The sequence below is a fragment of the Ruegeria sp. AH7 genome (assembly GCF_056541325.1).
This window is the reverse complement of the sequence record NZ_JBQFYF010000003.1, coordinates 152,966-170,750: the sequence shown is the minus strand read 5'-3', so window position 1 is coordinate 170,750 and position 17,785 is coordinate 152,966. Positions and strand designations below refer to the sequence as shown.

Below are 17,785 nucleotides of genomic sequence, written 5' to 3'. Positions count from 1 at the left end.
CTCAGGCCGCAGCCGCCAACATCGTGCGCGCCTTGACAGTGTGATTGTTGCTGCTCAGCAGTTTCTGGCGCGCATGCCGGAAATGCGCGGCCTTGAGCGCATCGTCTATCTGGCGGTTGCGCCGCAACACCCGGGCCAGACGCTGGCTGTCAAAGACCAGGCAGACCGTCGGCTCATCGGTGCGCACCGTGGCTGTTGCGGGTAGGCCGATGCCGAAGGTCAACTCTCCCAATATCTGGTCTGGGCCGCATTGATTAATCACCTGACTGTTCTTCAGAATCGTGGTTCGGCCTGACAGGACATAAGCGAGAAAGTCACTGGTCATGCCTTCTTCGATCAGGGTAACGCCGGGTTCGTAAGTGATCAGCTTTGCGGTATTCAGCAGCTTGCGCGCGTGATGGGGTTTGAGCGTTTCAAGGTAGTTGTCAACAAACTGCTGTTCGGGTTCGGAAAACCGCACCAGATGATGTGAGAGATATCCGCGTAACAAACCCAGCACCGAGATCAGGATGTAAGCCAGCTGGATAATTGATCCTGCCAGATTGAATTCTTCCGCCATGCTGATTAGCACGCAACTTGCCGCAACGATGACCAGAACGGGATACAGAACGCCTGACCCGCGCACGATCCCCATTTGCAACAGAAAGTAGTTGAGAATGTATAGCCCGGCACCGAATACGCCGATCATAACGATCAGCTGTGCAATGTCTGTGACGTCCGTCGGCAGTATTAGCATCTTCAGGCCCACCCTTGCGATGTGATAGGCCAAAGGCTGTCTTCAAAACTGGATGCTGTATATGAACAGCTTCACAATCTATTAACGATTATGTCCGTGCTTTTGCCTGCGTGCGCAGCATACCCCCCATCATCTGACCGAATTTGCCCGACCCACGCTGATAGAGTGCACCGTCCACGGCCATTACCGTCCCGCTGATGTAACTGGCCAGGTCCGAGCTGAGGAACAGGCAGGCATTGGCCACATCCTGCGGCTGCCCCCAGCGGCCCAATGGGATGTCCTTGCGTATTTCTTCATGCGCGTCTTCCGAAGGCGTGAGACGTTTGGCGCCCTCGGTGCCTTCAATGAAGCCAGGCACGACCGAGTTCACCCGGATCCCTTCGATCCCCCACTCCATCGAAAGCGTGCGCGTGATTTGGTCGACCCCGGCTTTGGCGGCGCAGACATGGGATTGGCCTTCGTAGGGCAGGTAGGATTGCGGGGCCGAGATGTTGATGATGCTCGCACCGGGACGTTTCAGATAGGGGTAGGCCCCTTTCATCACGTGGATTGTGCCCATCAGGTCGATATCGATCACGGTTTTGAAAGCGTTGACCGACATCTCAGCCGCCAGCGCCGGAAAGTTGCCCGCCGCGCCGGAAACCAGAACGTCGAATGTGCCGAGCGCATCGTGGAACTGTTTCAGGCCTTCTGCAACGGCCTCGGGATCGCGCACATCAAAGGCTGCTCCGATGGCCTGTTCAGCACCCGCCGCTTTTAGCGCCACGACGGTATCATCCACTTTCTCCTGCGACCGGCTGGCCACAGCCAGTTTCGCGCCCGAGGCTGCAAAGGCCTCGGCAATGCCACGATTGATACCGCTGGTCCCACCGATGACGACGACGGTTTTTCCTGAAAAATCCATATGGGCCTCCCATGGTCGGGAGCCCTACTCTCCGTAGGGCACCCAGATGTTTTTGACTTCGGTCGCAGCTTGCAGGAAGCGGCGGGAATGGTCCACGCTCCAATCGATTGCCGTCGCGTTATTGACCCAGGTCCGTTTCAGGTTCCCGGCAGAGACCGCCTCGATCTCTTTCGACAAGTCGGTGGATGAGAACGACCAGATCGCATCGACGTTCAGGTGCGAGGCGAGCGGTTTCGCCAGTTCCGCGTGGCTGCCGGTCAGGATGTTGACCACACCGGCGGGCACGTCCGAGGTTTCGAGGATCTGATAGAAATCCGTCGCGGCCAGCGGGTAGGGTTCAGACGCTGCCAGCACCACCCGGTTGCCCATCGCAATCGCTGGGGCCATGGTCGAGACTAGACCCAGCAGTGGTGCCTCATCCGCGCAAAGCGCGCCGATCACGCCGACGGGTTCCTTCATTGCGATTGCCACGCCCCGGATCGGGACACCATGCACCTGACCGTCATATTTGTCGGCCCAGGCCGCTGCGGTGAACAGGCGCTGGATCGAGGTTTCGACCTCTTTCGCGCCGTCTTTTTTGGCGGTCATGGTGTCGATACGGGCGGCAAATTCACCCGCGCGGGCCGAGAGGTTCTCGCCGATATAATAAAGGATCTGCGCCCGCAGATGGCCGGTAGTTTTGGACCAACCTTTCGCCCCCGCCGCAGCCTCAACCGCGTTGCGGACGTCCTTGCGGTTGGCCAAGCCCACATGGCCCAGCAGGCCGGATTTGCCCCAGATTGGTTTTGAATATCCGCTGTCGGGTCGTGCCTGTTTGCCGCCGATATACATCTTGGCGGTGCGGTCGATGGGATCGACCGGAGCCCCTTCGCCCATGGCCGCTTCGACCTTGGCCAGCGGCTTAGCTTTGCCTTTGGGTTTGGTATAGGCCGTCAGCCCCTCCCAGCCACCTTCCCGTCCAAATCCGCTTTCGCGAACGCCGCCAAACCCTGCGGCGGCGTCGAACAGGTTGGTGGCGTTGACCCAGACCACGCCCGCGACCAGCTTGGGCGCGATATCCAGCGCCAGGTTCACATTCTCGGTCCAGACCGTCGCGGCCAGACCGTAACGGGTGTTGTTGGCCAGTTCCACCGCCTCTTCAGGAGTGCGGAAAGTGGACGAGACCAGTACCGGGCCGAAGATTTCCTCCTGCATCAGCGGGTCCGAAGTTTCGAGACCCGAGATCAGTGTCGGAGGGTAGTAGCAGCCGTTTTCCGGTAACTCACAGGCGGCCTGATGCACATGCCCAACCGTGTTGCTATCGACCATGCCCTTGATCGTTCGCAGCTGCACCGGGTCCACCACAGCGCCGACGTCTATGCATTTGTCCAGCGGATCACCGATGCGCAAGCCATCCATCCGGGCGCGCAGCTTGTCGTGAAAGCGGTCGGCGATGCCTTCCTGCACCAACAGGCGCGAACCCGCACAGCAGACCTGACCCTGATTGAACCAGATCGCATCGACCAAACCTTCGATAGCTGAGTCAATATCGGCGTCGTCGAACACGACGTAAGCGGACTTTCCGCCCAGCTCCAAAGTCAGTTCCTTGCCTGATCCAGCGGTTGCTTCGCGGATACGGCGGCCAACCACGGTCGAGCCGGTAAAGGCAACCTTGTCCACATCCGCGTTCACGATCATCTCGCCCACCGCGCCGTCTCCGGTCACGATGTTAACGACGCCCTTCGGCAATCCAGCCTGCGAGCAGATGTCGGCGAACAGCAGCGCGGTCAGCGAGGTATACTCGGCCGGCTTCAGAACCACTGTATTGCCCATCGCCAGCGCAGGCGCGATCTTCCACGCCAGCATCAGCAAAGGGAAGTTCCACGGGATGATCTGGCCGCAAACGCCCAAGGCCTCAGCATCGGGCAGTTCGCTTTCCATCAGCTGCGCCATACCGGCGTGGTAGTAGAAGTGTCGCTGCGCCAGGGGGATGTCGATATCGCGGGACTCGCGGATCGGCTTGCCATTGTCCATGCTCTCCAGCACGGCAAACAGGCGAGAATGCTTCTGCAACAGACGTGCAATAGCATAGAGGTACCGTGCACGACCTGCGCCGCCCAGTTTCTCCCACTTGGGGTGCGCCTTGCGGGCAGCGGCGACGGCAGCGTCCACATCAGCTTGCTTCGCCTGGGTTAGCTTGGCCAGAACCTCTCCGGTCGCGGGGTTGCGGCTGTCGAACCCCTTGCCGGGTTTGGTGAAGGCCCCGTCGATGTAGTGGCCGAACTTGTCGCCCTGATCGACCAGCCAGGCCAGTGCCTCGGCAGCGCTTTCGGGGGCTGGGCCGTAATCCATGGTTTCGAAAATCTCTTTGACTGTCATTGTTTTGTCCTCAGCCCATGGAGTGACGGTAACCGGCGGAATACGCGCCTGTCACATAATGTTCCAACTGCCGCTCGATATCGCCCAGCAGCGATGAGGCGCCAAAGCGGAACAGATCGGGCTCCAGCCAGCGGTCGCCCAGCTCATCCTTGATCAGCGACAGATAGACCAACGCGTCCTTGGCCTTGGAAATCCCGCCCGCAGGCTTGTATCCCACGCGATACCCAGTGCGGTCATAGTAGTCGCGGATCGCGCGGATCATCACCAGAGAAACGGGCAGGGTAGCGTTGACGCTTTCCTTACCGGTTGAGGTTTTGATGAAATCCGCCCCCGCCATCATGCACACCAGCGAAGCACGGGCGACGTTGCGCAGGCTGCCCAGTTCTCCGGTCGCTAGGATCGCCTTCACATGTGCATCTCCACAAGCCACGCGGAACGCCTTCATTTCGTCGTGCAGCGCTTGCCAGTCACCCGACAGTACATGACGGCGCGAGATCACGATGTCGATCTCTTCGGCGCCGGCCTTCACGCTTTCCTCGATCTCGGCCAAACGCAAGTGAAACGGGGACAAGCCGGCGGGGAAGCCGGTGGAAACGGCTGCCACTGGAATCCCAGTGCCCTTGAGCGCATCAACCGCAGTTTCGATCATGTCGTGATACACACAAACCGCGCCTGTGGTGATCGCGGGCATATTCAGCGCCTGTAAGGTGGCGGATGCAACCGGTTGGCGTGCCTTGGCGCACAGTCGACGCACCCGTCCCACAGTGTCATCGCCCGACAGGGTGGTCAGGTCGATCATCGTGATCGCCTTCAGCAGCCATGCGGCTTGATAGTCTTTCTTCACCGACCGCCGACCCGGCAGGGTGGCCGCTCGGCGTTCGATCGCAGAGGTGTTTGCCTGCACGGCGCGCACCCAGTCCAGGTCAAGGTCCATACCGGGGTTGCGGGGTTCGGTCACTTGCGGCAGATGCGCGGTGCGCACGGGGCTGTCTGAGCTCTGCGTTTCCATTGTCACGTCCTTTGGGAGGTTTGCGCCAAAATCGCACGGGCTGCGGCTAAATGGAAGGCATCAGAACCGCGCGACACAGAATAATTTGACCATTTGGACAAATAATGCGGAATTTGTTGCGAATAATTCTCAATAGCATTGACTTAGTTGCGAATGGTTCTCATATTCAATCTCAACTGAGCCCGAGTTCCGAGGTCTGAATATGATTCGTCGCCATTTCCTTGCCGCATTGGCTGTTGCTGCAACGCTACCGCTTGCCGCTTGGGCCGAGGCTCCTCTCAAAATCGTCGCAACAACCGGCATGATCGCAGATGCGGTGCGTCAGGTTGGTGGAGATCAAGTTGATGTGAAGGGCCTGATGGGGCCTGGCGTTGACCCGCATGCGTATCGCCAGACCCGCAGCGACATCGTCGCGATGACCCGTGCGGATCTGGTTCTGTGGCATGGCCTGTATCTGGAAGCGCAGATGGAGGATTTCTTTGAAAACCTTTCGCGCAAACAGACTGTGGTTGCTGTGGCAGAAAGCATCGATAAATCCAAGCTGCGTGCCCATGACGATTATGCCGACAAATACGACCCGCATATCTGGATGAGCCCAGCCTTGTGGGGCGAGGTTGTGACCGAGATTCAGGCCACACTGACCGCAGCCCGCCCTGAATCGGCAGACCTTTTTGCGGCAAATGCCGAGGCGCATCTGGCTGAGCTGCAAACGCTGGCAGCTTATGCAGAACAGTCTCTGACGGCTGTACCAGAAGAAAGCCGTGTGTTGCTGACCGCCCATGATGCTTTTGGATATTTCGGGGCGGCCTATGGTTATGAGGTCATGGGCGTTCAGGGGATCTCAACCCAATCCGAAGCCGGCTTGAACCGGATCGGAGAGCTCGTCGATACGTTGGTTGACCGTCAACTGACCGCCGTCTTCGTGGAAAGCTCGGTCTCTGACCGTTCCATGCGCGCACTGATCGAAGGGGCTGCGGCCAAGGGGCACGAGGTTTCTGTTGGGGGGGAGCTGTTCTCTGACGCAATGGGTGTCGATGGCACCTATGAAGGCACGTATGTCGGCATGCTGGATCACAATATCACCGTGATTGCAGGTGCATTGGGTGCAGACGTGCCCGAGCGCGGCCTGAACGGCAAACTGTCGGCGGGGTTTTAAACGATGCTGGAACTGGCCGCTTCACAGGGTGTTTCGATCGAAGATCAAAGCGTTGAATCCAGCCCGTTGGCGGTGCGGGGTCTGACCGTTTCTTATGGTCAGAAACCGGCGGTATTCTCGGTTGATATGACCGTTCAACCGGGTGCGATGACGGCGATTATTGGTCCGAACGGCGCGGGGAAATCGACCCTTTTGAAAGCGGCGCTTGGGATCGTGAAGCCTCTGTCCGGTCTGGTAACCGTGTTCGGGAAATCGCTAGAAGATCAACGTGCCCGGATCGCCTATGTGCCGCAACGTGCCAGTGTGGATTGGGATTTCCCGACCCGCGTGATTGACGTGGTCTTGATGGGTCTGTCGTGGCAGCTGGGCCTGTTGGGCCGGGTTCGTGCGCGACACATGGCCCGCGCGATGGATTGCCTGAACCGGGTCGGGATGCGTGATTTCGCAGATCGCCAAATCGGCCAGCTTTCGGGTGGACAACAGCAGCGGGTATTTCTGGCCCGCGCTCTGGCGCAGGATGCCGACCTGTATCTGTTGGACGAACCCTTTGCCGGGGTCGATGCGGCCACTGAAAAGGCCATCATCGCAGTGCTGAAGTCGCTGAAAGAGGCGGGCAAGACCGTGGTCGTCGTGCATCACGATCTGGCTACCGTCACTGACTACTTCGACCATGTCTTCCTGATCAACACCCGCAAGGTTGCTGAAGGTCCGGTGTCTGAGGCGTTCACCGCAGAAACTCTGCAATCCGCATATGGTGGGCGTCTGGCTACCGCGCAGATCGATCAGATTTCGCGCGCAGTCGGGTAACACATGCTTTGGGATGCGCTTGGCCTGCAGCTTGGCTATAACGCCACGCTCGTTGCCATTGGTGCGACGTTGCTGGGGGTGTCGGCGGGTGTCACTGGCACCTTTCTTTTTCTGCGCAAACGCGCGCTGGTCAGTGATGCGATCAGCCATGCAACCCTGCCCGGTGTCTGCCTTGCTTTCATGGTGCTGGTCGCGTTCGGTGGGGATGGGCGCAATCTGTTGGGCCTGCTGGCGGGATCGGCGGTTTCCGCCTGGATTGGGCTGCTGTGCATGAACTGGCTGACACGCCACACGCGGCTGGCTGAAGACGCTGCGATTGGCGCAGTCCTGTCAGTGTTTTTTGGCTTTGGCATCGTCCTGCTGACTGTCATTCAGACCATGGGTGTGGGTCGTCAGGCGGGGCTCGAAGGTTTCCTGCTGGGCTCCACCGCCGGTATGCTATGGGCGGATGCGATGATCATCGCGATTGGTGGCGCGGCCACCCTGGTACTGGTCATGATCCTGCGTCGCCCGATGACTTTAGTGGCCTTTGATCCGGATTATGCGACGGCCCAAGGCTTTCCAGTGCATCGGATTGATCTGGCGATGATGGGGCTGGTGATGGCCGTCACCGTGGTCGGGCTGAAAATCGTTGGCCTGATCTTGATTGTCGCTTTGCTGATTATCCCGCCCGTCACGGCGCGGTTCTGGTCCGACCGTTCTGATCGGGTTGTGATACTGGCCGGTCTGGCCGGTGGATTGGCAGGCTATATCGGAGCCGCTTTGTCTGCCACTGCGCCGAACCTGCCCACCGGACCGATCATCGTTCTGGTCAGCTTTGGTTTCTTTGTCCTGTCGCTATTCTTTGCCCCGATCCGAGGTGTTCTGGCCGCTGTTCTGCGTCACCTGCGGTTTCAGCGCCGTGTGCATATCCGGCAAGGGCTTCTGGCCTTAGCGCAAGACCAAAAGATATATGAGCCGTTGACCCTGCGCCTGCTGCGCCGCGCCGATCTGGTCCGTGCGGATGGGGTAGCAACCGACGCCGGAAAGGCACGCGCCGCCAAGGCATTGCGAGACGAAAAGCGATGGGAAGTGGTGCGCGCGGATCAGGCGCATGAGGCGACAGCGGCGCTCTATGACGGGTTGCGGGATATCGAAACCGTGCTGACTCGCGACCAGATCGCCGAGATCGACCGCCAGATCGGTGGCCCTCAGGAGGTTCCGACATGAGTGGTGAAGAATTTGTTCCCCTTTCCCTGACGCCCTTGCTGATTGGCACCTTTGCCGCCATTGCCTGCGCGCTGCCCGGCAACTTTTTGGTGTTGCGCAAACAGGCGCTGATCGGGGATGCGATCAGCCATGTCGTGTTGCCGGGTATCGTTGTGGCGTTTTTGGTCACCGGTGCAATCTCAACCTGGCCCATGATGCTGGGCGCGGCAGGTGCGGCGATTGTCGCGGTGATCCTGATCGAGGCCATCCGGCGGTTGGGTCAGATCGAACCCGGTGCAGCGATGGGCGTTGTCTTCACCACCATGTTCGCAGGCGGTGTACTGCTTCTGGAACAGACCGATACCTCGACCGTGCATTTGGACGTGGAACACGCGCTCTATGGCAATCTGGAAAGCCTGATCTGGCTGGATGCCACAGGTTGGTCCTCGCTTTGGGATGTCGAAGCGCTGGTGGGCTTGCCGCCCGAACTGCCCCGGATCGCGATCACATTGCTGGGTGTTCTGCTGTTCACCTGGCTGTTCTGGCGTCCGCTGAAAATTTCGACCTTCGATGAGGGGTTCGCCCGCACCTTGGGGATCCGAACCAATGCATTGGGTCTGGCGCTGGTGATTGTGGCTGCGATTGCTGCTGTGGCGGCGTTTGACGCGGTCGGCTCGATCATAGTAATCGCCATGTTCATCTGCCCGCCCGCTGCGGCACGTATGATGACCAACCGGCTTGAGGCGCAAGTTACGTGGAGCGTTGCATTCGCCGTGATCTCAGCTGTGTCAGGATATGTGCTGGCAGGCTACGGACCGCTTTGGCTGGGCGCGGCAGACGCGGTTAGCGCGGCCGGTATGATTGCCACAATGTCGGGTGTGATTCTGGCTCTGAGTGCGATGTTCGGCCCGTGCCGAACCAGAGTTGGTGCGCACACGACTGTGTGAATTGGCGCTTTCCTGCCAGTGCTTTCCGCAGGTCATCGGCTGGACTCTGCCCAGATTGTTCGAATGTGACTCTTAATGAGCCTTCTGAAAATGCGCATGGTACGCGTGACGGTAAGAACTCGTTACCTACCACTCACTTCAGAACGTCCGGGTGGTTGGGGACAAGCGGCACCTTATTTGGTACCCGCCCGCAACTGCCCGGACACCCCTCTCCCAAGTCTAAAATCAAATCGAAACCGATGCCAAAATCGGTGGCGGAATCGTAGTACCATGTGCTAGGTGTGGTGGTATGGCGCAAGCAAACCCCAATATCAGCGACATTCGCCCGGTTATTCGGCAACTCGACGATGCAGCGATCAATCGGATCGCAGCGGGCGAGGTGGTGGAACGCCCGGCGTCGGCTGTAAAGGAACTGGTCGAGAATGCTATTGATGCTGGCGCCAGCCGGATCGCCATCGATATCGCGGACGGTGGCAAGACCTTGATCCGGGTCACGGATGATGGCTGCGGTATCTCCGCCCAGGATTTGCCGCTGGCTTTGTCGCGGCATGCGACCTCGAAAATTGATGGCTCGGATCTGCTGAATATCCATACCTTCGGGTTCCGGGGCGAGGCGCTGCCCTCGCTCGGCGCTGTAGGGCGTTTGACGATCACCAGCCGGGTTTCGGGTGATGAGGCCGCGCAAATTCATGTTGCGGGCGGCAAGATGGAAGCCATCAAGCCTGCAGCCTTGCGCGCTGGGACCGTCGTGGAGCTGCGCGATCTGTTCTACGCCACGCCCGCCCGGTTGAAGTTTATGCGCACCGATCGGGCCGAGGGGCAGGCGATCACCGATACGGTGAAACGGCTGGCGATGGCGGAGCCTTCGGTGACGTTTACCCTGCGCGATGTCTCGGGGGGCGGCGAGGGGCGTGTGACGTTCCGTGCTGACCGCGAGAATGGCGATCTGTTTGACGCGCTGCACGCCCGTCTGGCCCGGGTGATTGGCCGCGAGTTCGCCGAAAACGCACTGCGTATCGATGCCACACGCGAGGGTATCCGGCTTTATGGCTATGCCGCCCTGCCGACCTATTCCCGAGGCGCGGCGGTGGCACAGTACCTGTTCGTCAATGGCCGCCCGGTCCGGGACAAGATGCTGTCGGGTGCATTGCGCGCGGCCTATTTCGATTTCCTCAGCCGGGATCGCCATCCGGCGGCGGCGTTGTTCATTGATTGTGATCCTATGCTGGTAGATGTGAACGTCCATCCGGCCAAGTCCGAAGTGAGGTTCCGGGATCCGGGCGTTGCGCGCGGGCTGATCGTGTCCAGCCTGCGCCATGCGCTGGCCGAGGCTGGGCATCGTGCATCCTCGACCGTGGCTAATGCAACGCTTGGGGCGATGCGTCCGGAACTGGCACAGGCAACCCCGGCGCGGGTCTATCAGATGGATCGGCCCTCCCTTGCAGCGCGCCAGGCCGCGTATCGGGCGCAGGCACCGGGTTTTGCCGAACTAGCCAATGACTACAGCGGCAGCATTGTTGCACCGACCCCGATCGAATCGGTCGCCGAAGAATCGCCGACACAGGATCTGCCTTTGGGCGCGGCGCGTGGGCAGGTGCACGAGAATTACATCATCGCCCAGACCGCCGATGGCATGGTGATTGTCGACCAGCACGCTGCACATGAACGGCTGGTCTACGAGAAACTCAAGGCACAAATGGCCGAGAACGGCGTCGCCGCGCAGGCCCTGCTGATTCCCGAGATTGTGGAACTGTCCGAGGGCGACTGCGCCCGCCTAATGGCCGTTGCCGATGACCTGTCGCGCTTTGGGTTGACGCTTGAACCGTTCGGCGGCGGGGCCATCGCCGTGCGCGAGACCCCGGCCATTCTGGGGGAGGTCGATGCGCGCGCCATAATCCTGGATATCCTCGACGAACTGGCAGATCAGGGCGAAAGCCAAATGGTACAGGCCAAGATCGAGGCGATCCTGAGCCGGGTGGCCTGTCACGGCTCGATCCGCTCGGGTCGCCGGATGCGCGCAGAAGAGATGAACGCCCTCCTGCGCGAGATGGAGGCGACACCCCATTCCGGCCAATGCAACCACGGGCGGCCCACTTACGTGGAATTGAAACTGAGCGATATCGAGCGGCTGTTCGGGCGCAGTTGATCCGATGCTTCAGACCCGTTAAAAAGATCGAAACAAAACGAGAACATATTGAATCACATGATCCAGATCGCAGGCGTACAGATCCCAATAAATGACCCGGTTCTTCTGACCGTTGGTGGGGTTATCCTGCTGATCGTGCTGATGTTGTTCCTGTCGCTGCGCGCGGCCAATCGCTCGGCCCGGATGACGGAACCGCTGGCGCGGCAGATGGCGCATCTGGGCCAGCATGTGCAGGCGCTTGGGCAGGGGCAGGAACAGTTGCGCGGCGGGTTGCAGCATGTCTCGGACACGCAGGCCAATGCGCAGGTGCAGGTGATCCAAACGGTCGAGGCGCGCCTGTCTTCGGTGCAGCAGCAGATGAATGACAGGCTGGCTGATAACGCGATGAAATCGGCGCGTGCGCTGGCCGAGATGCAGGAACGGATGAAGGAATCGCTGCATGGCTCGTCGAAACAGACGGCAACCTCGCTGACCCAATTGCAGGAACGTCTGTCGGCCATCGACAAGGCGCAGGACAATATCACCAAATTGTCGGGCGATGTGCTGTCGTTGCAGGATATCCTGTCGAACAAACAGACACGCGGTGCATTTGGTGAGATTCAGTTGAATGACATTGTGTCCAAGGCGCTGCCGTCAGACAGCTTTCAATTGCAGGCAACGCTGTCGAACGGGCGGCGCGCGGATTGCCTGATCCATCTGCCGAACCCGCCGGGCCCCATCGTGATCGATAGCAAGTTTCCGTTGGAGGCCTATGAGGCGCTGATCGCTTCGACCAATGATATAGAGCTCAAGGCAGCGCTGCAGATGTTCCGCAGCACCGTGCGCAAGCATATCAACGACATTGCCGAGAAGTATATTCTGGATGGCGAAACGGCTGATGGCGCGCTGATGTTCCTGCCGTCCGAGGCCGTCTATGCCGAGCTACACGCCAAGTTCCCCGAACTGGTGCAGGAAAGCTTTAACAAACGTGTCTGGATCGTTTCACCCACCACCTGCATGGCGACGCTGAACACCATGCGCGCGATCCTGAAAGATGCCCGCATGCGCGAACAGGCGGGTGCGATCCGTAAGGAACTTGGGGCACTGCACAAGGATGTTGAACGTCTGGGCGATCGGGTGACCAATCTGGATCGTCATTTCGGACAGGCGGCCAAGGATATCTCGGAGATCAAGATCAGTGCTGACAAGGCCGGGCGCAGGGCACGCCGACTGGACAATTTCGACTTTGAGGAGTTAGCTCCGGACGACTCGCATGACGTTGTTCCGCTGGCGCGCCAAGAAGGCTAAGCCTGCGCCTGAACAGGCGTCGTAAGATCAAGGGGCGCACTGGCAGAGATATGGCACAAGACACTCCGCCGTCAGAGATTGCCGAGCTGCTGGGCAAAGCTGAGCAGGATGCCGAACAGATTGTTGGTCTGTTGCGTATGCTGGTGGCCTTTGGCCTGGGCGTGTTCTTTCTGGTCACCGTGCAACCGGTTCAGAATTCAGGTCATGCCGTGTTGGAACGGCAATGGGTATCCGCCCTTGGCACCATGTTTGCCTATTTTGCGCTGGGCCTGGTCACATGGACAGTAGCGCGACAACAGCGCTTTGCCGGTTGGATGGCTTGGCCAGTTTCCGCGGCAGATGCGCTTTTTCTGGTTTTCAATGTCTGGGTGGGCATGCGCAATGTTGGCCTGTCAGGGGACGTGATGTTTGTGCTGCCAGCGGTGTGGCTGGTGCCTGTTGTGCTGGCCTTTGGCGTTTTGCGTGGCAACCCCAAGGTCATGGCGCTGCAAGTTGCGCTGCTTGTTCTGGGGCTATTGTATTTGATCGGTCAGGATGCGGGGCTTTCGAGGGGGCAAGATACAAATCCGATATGGCTGTTCCTGTCGCCGCCACCCAACCTGATCCGCCTGTTCATGATCACACTTGCGGGTGTGGTTCTCATCGTTGCCGCCTATCGCGTAAATGCCCTGCTGTTTCAGTCGGTGACCGAAGCGCAGCGCCGCGCGAACCTGACCCGATACCTGCCTGCGCAAGTGGTCGGAGATCTGGGCGAAAGCGGTTTGTCAGCGCTGAAACAGGGGCGGCGGCAGCTGGCCGGAGTGATTTTCATAGACCTGCGCGGCTTCACGACCTTATCGCAAAACTTGCAGCCCGAGCAGGTGTCCGAGCTTATTACTTCTTATCGCAGCCGTGTCTCAAAGGTGGTTCGGAAAGAGAATGGCATCATCGACAAATTCATCGGGGATGCGGTGATGATCGTTTTTGAGGGTGAACGCGCGGCTGAACGGTGTTTGCGATGTGGGCTGGGGTTGTCGCACGAGATGCGCGATTGGACTATCGAGCGCAGGCACGCGGACCTGCCCACGCTGGAAACGGGCATCGGCCTGCATTGGGGTGAGGTTTTTGTTGGTGTGATCGGTGATCAGGAGCGGCTGGAATATTCGGTGTTTGGTGACACGGTCAACATTGCGGCCCGGTTGGAAAGCCTGACGCGTACAGCAGATATGACCCTGATTATGTCCGCCGCGTTACTCGACGCCGCAAGTGCCTCGGTGTCTGATACCGAACTGATATCGCTGCCCCCGGTAGAGGTACGCGGGCGCAGCGGTGCGTTGGATGTATACGGAATACCCCGGCCGGATTGCAGCGCCTGACTGCACTTCAGATACGCAGGAAAGGCTGGAACAGCCGGGGCATCAGCTTATTGAACTTCAATGGCGCGTCTGTGACGGCCAAGCAGATGCAATCCTCTGACATGTCGGCCACAGGCGTATGCTCCAGATCCTCATCCGCAATCTCGACATCGCCACGGGCAAAGCGATCGACCTCATCCGAGAAAGCGCCTTGCAGCACCATGGTCAACTCGGTCCCGTGATGTCCGTGGTCCGGCACGGCAACGCCTGCCGGAATGAACAGCAGCCGCGCAGTGGCATCCTTGGACGTGGGCAGGATCGCTTGCTTCACGCCCATACCGATGGATTTCCACTGGATGTCATTCACGGTTCCGCCAACATAGTCCTGCAGTGGCGTGGGCAGAACGGCGCAGCCCGGTTTCGCGGGCTTGGGGGTCGGTGCGCCTTGGGCGATCAAAGCCATGGTGGCCGCAAGTGACGCATCGCTCATGCTAATGCTGTCTGACTGATCCTCAAGCACATGCCCGCCCACGGCGTCAAAGCTTTCAGCACGCGCGCGACAGTGGTCGCACAAGGACAGATGGGTGGCGACCATAAGGTCAAACGCCTCGGGCAGGGTGCCAGCTGCGTAGGCCATCAGCAGATCATCCGTCAGGTGATGTTTGATCGGGTTGCTCATCTTACTCATCTCAATTCATCGCATGGCGCAAGCGGTCCAGCGCCAGCCGTATCCGTGATTTGATCGTGCCCAGCGGCAATCCGGTCTGAGATGCAATCTCTCGATGACTCAGATCTCCGAAGTACGCCTTCTCGATCAGCTGTCTCTGCGCGTCTGGCAACGCCGATAAGGCGGTGCGCAGCTGCGCGGTTTCTTGTTGTAACGCAAGGACATCGTCCTGATCAGGCTCGGCCTCGGGTCCCCATCCCAGTTCCTCGGGTTCGGGGCGGCGCTGCTTGCGCAGGACGTCAATGCGTTTGTTCCGAGCAATCGTGAACACCCAGGTGGCCACTGTGGCCCGCGATGGATCGAACAGATGGGCCTTGTGCCACAAGGTCGCCATCACCTCTTGCGCACATTCCTCGGCCATCGTGGCGTCAGACCCTGACTTCATCAGGAACGCCTTGATACGCGGCGCGAAATGCTGGAACAGCTCGGCAAACGCCGCCTGATCCTGCGCATCCCGGATACGCCTGACTTGGTCCACCCACTCGGTCCTGGTGTCGCAACTGCCGTTCGTTCCGTTCACCTGTCTACCCTTGATGCGTTTCTTTGCGCGCCAAGGCTGAGGGGCGGCCTGTTCAGCCGCAGGTTCGTCCAAGGTCACGATATTGATCTCGGTAAACATAACCACATTACGCGGGGCGGCCCAAGGCGGATCACTTTCCTGAGACAAAATAATCCAATCCGCGCTAGGATTCGTATTAGGTATGTCAGCTCTTTGAGGAAAAGAGCGCTATTTTAACGATTTACGGGTCAGACAGGATACGCGACGACATGAAGAGAATCGACCATATCGCAGGCCATACCTATCATGGTCGCAAAGGTGCGATTGAAAATGCGTTCCGATATTCGGTTGACTACATCCTGTTCGACCCCGAGGCGCAGTTGACAACACCCCTTCTGTTTTCGATGGATCGTGCGAATGTCTTCAACTGGCGGCGTACCGATCACGGAGGCGTGCCAAAGCAAGGTGCCGGGGCAAGCTGGTTGCGTGCCCGCTTTGATGAATTGGAGGTGCCGCAGCCCGCGCAGATCATGTTGCTGACGCAGCCCCGCGTGTTGGGCCATGTGTTCAACCCTGTCAGCTTTTGGCTTTGCTTTGACACTGACGCGCAGCTCTACGTTGTTGTTGCCGAGGTCACCAATACCTATGGAACCCGTCACAGCTATGTCTGCCATAAGCCGGATTTTTCGCCTATTGGCCCGTCTGACCGTTTGGTGGCGGACAAGCTGATGCATGTGTCTCCGTTCCAGCAGATCGAGGGCAGCTACACGTTTCGCTTCGACTATCGCTCTGACCGTGTCGGGGTCTGGATCGACTACGAACGTGCGGACGGGGGGCTGATCGCCACTTTGACCGGGCCACGACAGCCACTGACCAATCGTACGATCCTGTGGTCGTTGCTGCGCCGGCCTTTCGGCGCGCGGCGGACATTTGCCCTGATCGTTTGGCAAGCGCTGAAGCTTTGGCTCAAGAAAGCCCGGTTTCGCCCGTTCCGTCACGCGCCCGTGCCGGATCACCCAGTATCGCGCAGTCGGCGCTAAGCCATCTCTTGTTTGCGTAAGATCAAAGACTCGGGCCCTTGGAACGGGTTTGATGCTCTGAGACCGCGAACAGAAGGAGCTGGAAACATGCTGGAAATCTCAGCAAGAAAAGTCGCCCAGGTCGCCATGATGGGCCGTGAGTTGGAGCGGGCCGAAGGTGAGTTACGCGCCTTTGTCGACCGGATGAGCGAGGATGAGCAGGCCGAGCTGGTCGCTATCATGTGGATTGGGCGCGAGAGCTTCTTCGCCGAGGATCTGGCTGAGGCGATTGCGACCGCAAGGTCGGAGGCCTCAACCCCATGTGCTGACTACCTGATCGGAACGCCGCATCTGTCGGACCATCTGGAGAACGGCTTGGATGCGCTGGGGATTTCGGCCGAGGATGTGGAAAACGATCTGATGTAGGCGTTGCTAAAGTTGGAAACGAGGGGCCAGCCCCTCGGGCTCCCCGAGGTATTTTTGAACAGAAGAAGGATTGGTCGGCCTGCTCCGGCAGGTATTGTCAGACCAAATGATCCACGATCTGCAAATGCTGGGCCAGGGTGTCGATCTCAGCCATCCAGCCCTGCACCAGTTTCGGGTCGTTTGGGGCTGCGTGAACGCCAGCCGGTATCGCGCGGTTCAGGACGGCCTCGATGGCCAATGACACCGGGATCGACACCAAGCGGGCCATGGCGGTGCCGCGTTCGTCGCCCCAGGCGTCCATCACATAGGTTTTGTGCCAGACTTCAATGCCGTCTTTCTCAGCTTTCAGGCCGACGCACAGCACTACGCGGTCGGGCTCGCCTTCGTCATAGGCGTTTTCGGCCCAGAACTGGTCCGACATCTCTTTCAGACGCGCGTCACCTTCGGGGCCTGAGAGGGTTTCGATCTCGGTGAATACGTCGGCCCAGGCGTCGGTCCAGCCGTTCAGGCGCAGGGTGCCGCGGACGAACTCTTTGACCGGCCAGTGATCCTCAAACTGGTATTCGGCCATGAAGGGCAGCGAGTCGCGATTTGGGTAGACCTCAAAGCTCTCGGGGGTTGGCAGCGGCGCGATATAGCTGCTGATCGCGTCCCATGGGCGGGCAACGTCCAGTGGGGCGTATTCACGGATCGATTTTGAAGGTGAGCGCAGCGCTTTCAGCACGCCGAGTGGTGACCAGCTGAACTTGTAGCGGAACGGGTTCGGGTTCTTCGGGATACCGCCGCAATACGAGATGAAGCTGAGGTGGTTTTGCGCATCGAACGCGTCCGAGGCGCGGTAGTCGGCCACCAAAGCATGCGCCATCAGGTGGTCGATGCCCGGGTCCAGCCCGACCTCATTGACCAGCGCCACACCGGCGTCGCGTGCCTTGTCGTCCAGCGCGCGCATCTCGGGCGCTATGTAGGAGGAGGAGACGAAGTTCGCCTCTTTCGAGATCGCCAGCTCCGCCAGCGGCACGTGCCAGTCGCCCGGCAGCATCGAGACGATCACGTCGCCTTTCTCCAGCACTGCCCCCAGAGTGTTGATGTCGAAGGCGTGGATGTCGTTGGTCAGGTCTCCGACTTCGGCGCGGGCTTTGTCGACGGTCCGGTTCCAGACAGTGACCTTTTGACCGCCTTCGATCAGGCGGCGCAGGCCGGGGATGGCCGACAGGCCGGTGCCACACCAGTGAATCGTCATCG

General features: G+C 59.6%; 16 protein-coding genes. 9 read left to right on the top strand and 7 right to left on the bottom strand.

The window, feature by feature from the left end:
* Position 1: 1 nt before the first annotated feature.
* The 4 genes from ACR0JX_RS09060 to deoC all read right to left on the bottom strand — a co-directional run bounded on the left by ACR0JX_RS09060 (position 2) and on the right by deoC (position 5,007).
* On the bottom strand, positions 2–736 hold the full coding sequence (locus ACR0JX_RS09060; protein ID WP_480543306.1) for a Crp/Fnr family transcriptional regulator: 735 nt from the start codon (positions 734–736) through the stop codon (positions 2–4).
* Between the two features lie 88 nt (positions 737–824).
* Positions 825–1,640: an SDR family oxidoreductase gene (locus ACR0JX_RS09055; RefSeq protein ID WP_480543305.1), complete on the bottom strand. Its 816-nt coding sequence runs from the start codon at positions 1,638–1,640 to the stop codon at positions 825–827.
* 24 nt (positions 1,641–1,664) lie between these two features.
* Entirely contained in the window at positions 1,665–3,998 is a 2,334-nt protein-coding gene (locus ACR0JX_RS09050) for an aldehyde dehydrogenase family protein (RefSeq protein WP_480543303.1), read from the bottom strand.
* 10 nt (positions 3,999–4,008) lie between these two features.
* Complete coding sequence (gene deoC, locus ACR0JX_RS09045; protein WP_480543301.1) at positions 4,009–5,007, bottom strand: deoxyribose-phosphate aldolase; 999 nt, start codon at positions 5,005–5,007, stop codon at positions 4,009–4,011.
* Between the two features lie 202 nt (positions 5,008–5,209).
* Here deoC and ACR0JX_RS09040 point away from each other — a divergent pair, with 202 nt between their 5' ends.
* From ACR0JX_RS09040 to ACR0JX_RS09010, 7 genes are all read left to right on the top strand, one after another.
* Positions 5,210–6,163 (top strand): metal ABC transporter solute-binding protein, Zn/Mn family, encoded by a 954-nt coding sequence (locus tag ACR0JX_RS09040; RefSeq protein WP_480543299.1) that lies wholly within the window; start codon positions 5,210–5,212, stop codon positions 6,161–6,163.
* Positions 6,164–6,166: 3 nt separating this feature from the next.
* Complete coding sequence (locus ACR0JX_RS09035; RefSeq protein WP_480543298.1) at positions 6,167–6,970, top strand: metal ABC transporter ATP-binding protein; 804 nt, start codon at positions 6,167–6,169, stop codon at positions 6,968–6,970.
* A gap of 3 nt (positions 6,971–6,973) precedes the next feature.
* Positions 6,974–8,179 (top strand): metal ABC transporter permease, encoded by a 1,206-nt coding sequence (locus tag ACR0JX_RS09030; RefSeq protein WP_480543296.1) that lies wholly within the window; start codon positions 6,974–6,976, stop codon positions 8,177–8,179.
* Positions 8,176–9,105: a metal ABC transporter permease gene (locus ACR0JX_RS09025; RefSeq protein ID WP_480543294.1), complete on the top strand. Its 930-nt coding sequence runs from the start codon at positions 8,176–8,178 to the stop codon at positions 9,103–9,105. The genes ACR0JX_RS09030 and ACR0JX_RS09025 overlap by 4 nt, the downstream gene beginning before the upstream one ends.
* A 289-nt stretch (positions 9,106–9,394) precedes the next feature.
* Positions 9,395–11,251, top strand: coding sequence for a DNA mismatch repair endonuclease MutL (mutL, locus tag ACR0JX_RS09020; RefSeq protein WP_480543292.1), 1,857 nt, complete (start codon positions 9,395–9,397; stop codon positions 11,249–11,251).
* Between the two features lie 57 nt (positions 11,252–11,308).
* Complete coding sequence (locus ACR0JX_RS09015) at positions 11,309–12,538, top strand: DNA recombination protein RmuC (RefSeq protein ID WP_480543290.1); 1,230 nt, start codon at positions 11,309–11,311, stop codon at positions 12,536–12,538.
* Between the two features lie 50 nt (positions 12,539–12,588).
* Positions 12,589–13,893 carry an adenylate/guanylate cyclase domain-containing protein gene (locus ACR0JX_RS09010; RefSeq protein WP_480543288.1) on the top strand — a complete coding sequence of 435 codons (1,305 nt, stop codon included), beginning with the start codon at positions 12,589–12,591 and terminating at the stop codon, positions 13,891–13,893.
* A 7-nt stretch (positions 13,894–13,900) separates the two neighbouring features.
* Here ACR0JX_RS09010 and ACR0JX_RS09005 read toward each other — a convergent pair whose 3' ends face one another.
* Both ACR0JX_RS09005 and ACR0JX_RS09000 read right to left on the bottom strand, forming a co-directional pair.
* Positions 13,901–14,551 carry a ChrR family anti-sigma-E factor gene (locus ACR0JX_RS09005; RefSeq protein WP_480543749.1) on the bottom strand — a complete coding sequence of 217 codons (651 nt, stop codon included), beginning with the start codon at positions 14,549–14,551 and terminating at the stop codon, positions 13,901–13,903.
* Between the two features lie 10 nt (positions 14,552–14,561).
* A complete protein-coding gene (locus ACR0JX_RS09000) occupies positions 14,562–15,218 on the bottom strand; it encodes a sigma-70 family RNA polymerase sigma factor (protein ID WP_480543748.1) in 657 nt (218 codons plus the stop codon).
* Between the two features lie 149 nt (positions 15,219–15,367).
* On the opposite strand from ACR0JX_RS09000, the gene ACR0JX_RS08995 reads away from it, so the two are divergent.
* Both ACR0JX_RS08995 and ACR0JX_RS08990 read left to right on the top strand, forming a co-directional pair.
* Positions 15,368–16,138: a DUF1365 domain-containing protein gene (locus tag ACR0JX_RS08995; RefSeq protein ID WP_480543286.1), complete on the top strand. Its 771-nt coding sequence runs from the start codon at positions 15,368–15,370 to the stop codon at positions 16,136–16,138.
* Positions 16,139–16,225: 87 nt separating this feature from the next.
* Positions 16,226–16,543, top strand: coding sequence for a DUF3775 domain-containing protein (locus ACR0JX_RS08990; protein WP_170533669.1), 318 nt, complete (start codon positions 16,226–16,228; stop codon positions 16,541–16,543).
* 97 nt (positions 16,544–16,640) lie between these two features.
* On the opposite strand, the gene ACR0JX_RS08985 is transcribed toward ACR0JX_RS08990, so the two are convergent.
* Positions 16,641–17,783 carry a saccharopine dehydrogenase family protein gene (locus ACR0JX_RS08985; protein ID WP_480543284.1) on the bottom strand — a complete coding sequence of 381 codons (1,143 nt, stop codon included), beginning with the start codon at positions 17,781–17,783 and terminating at the stop codon, positions 16,641–16,643.
* Positions 17,784–17,785 lie beyond the last annotated feature (2 nt).

Excerpts from the sequence above, each read along its gene's own strand:
- ACR0JX_RS09060 (WP_480543306.1), bottom strand. The coding sequence starts at position 736 with ATGCTAATACTGCCGACGGACGTCACAGACATTGCACAGCTGATCGTT.
- ACR0JX_RS09055 (WP_480543305.1), bottom strand. The coding sequence starts at position 1,640 with ATGGATTTTTCAGGAAAAACCGTCGTCGTCATCGGTGGGACCAGCGGT.
- ACR0JX_RS09050 (WP_480543303.1), bottom strand. The coding sequence starts at position 3,998 with ATGACAGTCAAAGAGATTTTCGAAACCATGGATTACGGCCCAGCCCCC.
- deoC (WP_480543301.1), bottom strand. The coding sequence starts at position 5,007 with ATGGAAACGCAGAGCTCAGACAGCCCCGTGCGCACCGCGCATCTGCCG.
- ACR0JX_RS09040 (WP_480543299.1), top strand. The coding sequence starts at position 5,210 with ATGATTCGTCGCCATTTCCTTGCCGCATTGGCTGTTGCTGCAACGCTA.
- ACR0JX_RS09035 (WP_480543298.1), top strand. The coding sequence starts at position 6,167 with ATGCTGGAACTGGCCGCTTCACAGGGTGTTTCGATCGAAGATCAAAGC.
- ACR0JX_RS09030 (WP_480543296.1), top strand. The coding sequence starts at position 6,974 with ATGCTTTGGGATGCGCTTGGCCTGCAGCTTGGCTATAACGCCACGCTC.
- ACR0JX_RS09025 (WP_480543294.1), top strand. The coding sequence starts at position 8,176 with ATGAGTGGTGAAGAATTTGTTCCCCTTTCCCTGACGCCCTTGCTGATT.
- mutL (WP_480543292.1), top strand. The coding sequence starts at position 9,395 with ATGGCGCAAGCAAACCCCAATATCAGCGACATTCGCCCGGTTATTCGG.
- ACR0JX_RS09015 (WP_480543290.1), top strand. The coding sequence starts at position 11,309 with ATGATCCAGATCGCAGGCGTACAGATCCCAATAAATGACCCGGTTCTT.
- ACR0JX_RS09010 (WP_480543288.1), top strand. The coding sequence starts at position 12,589 with ATGGCACAAGACACTCCGCCGTCAGAGATTGCCGAGCTGCTGGGCAAA.
- ACR0JX_RS09005 (WP_480543749.1), bottom strand. The coding sequence starts at position 14,551 with ATGAGCAACCCGATCAAACATCACCTGACGGATGATCTGCTGATGGCC.
- ACR0JX_RS09000 (WP_480543748.1), bottom strand. The coding sequence starts at position 15,218 with ATGTTTACCGAGATCAATATCGTGACCTTGGACGAACCTGCGGCTGAA.
- ACR0JX_RS08995 (WP_480543286.1), top strand. The coding sequence starts at position 15,368 with ATGAAGAGAATCGACCATATCGCAGGCCATACCTATCATGGTCGCAAA.
- ACR0JX_RS08990 (WP_170533669.1), top strand. The coding sequence starts at position 16,226 with ATGCTGGAAATCTCAGCAAGAAAAGTCGCCCAGGTCGCCATGATGGGC.
- ACR0JX_RS08985 (WP_480543284.1), bottom strand. The coding sequence starts at position 17,783 with ATGACGATTCACTGGTGTGGCACCGGCCTGTCGGCCATCCCCGGCCTG.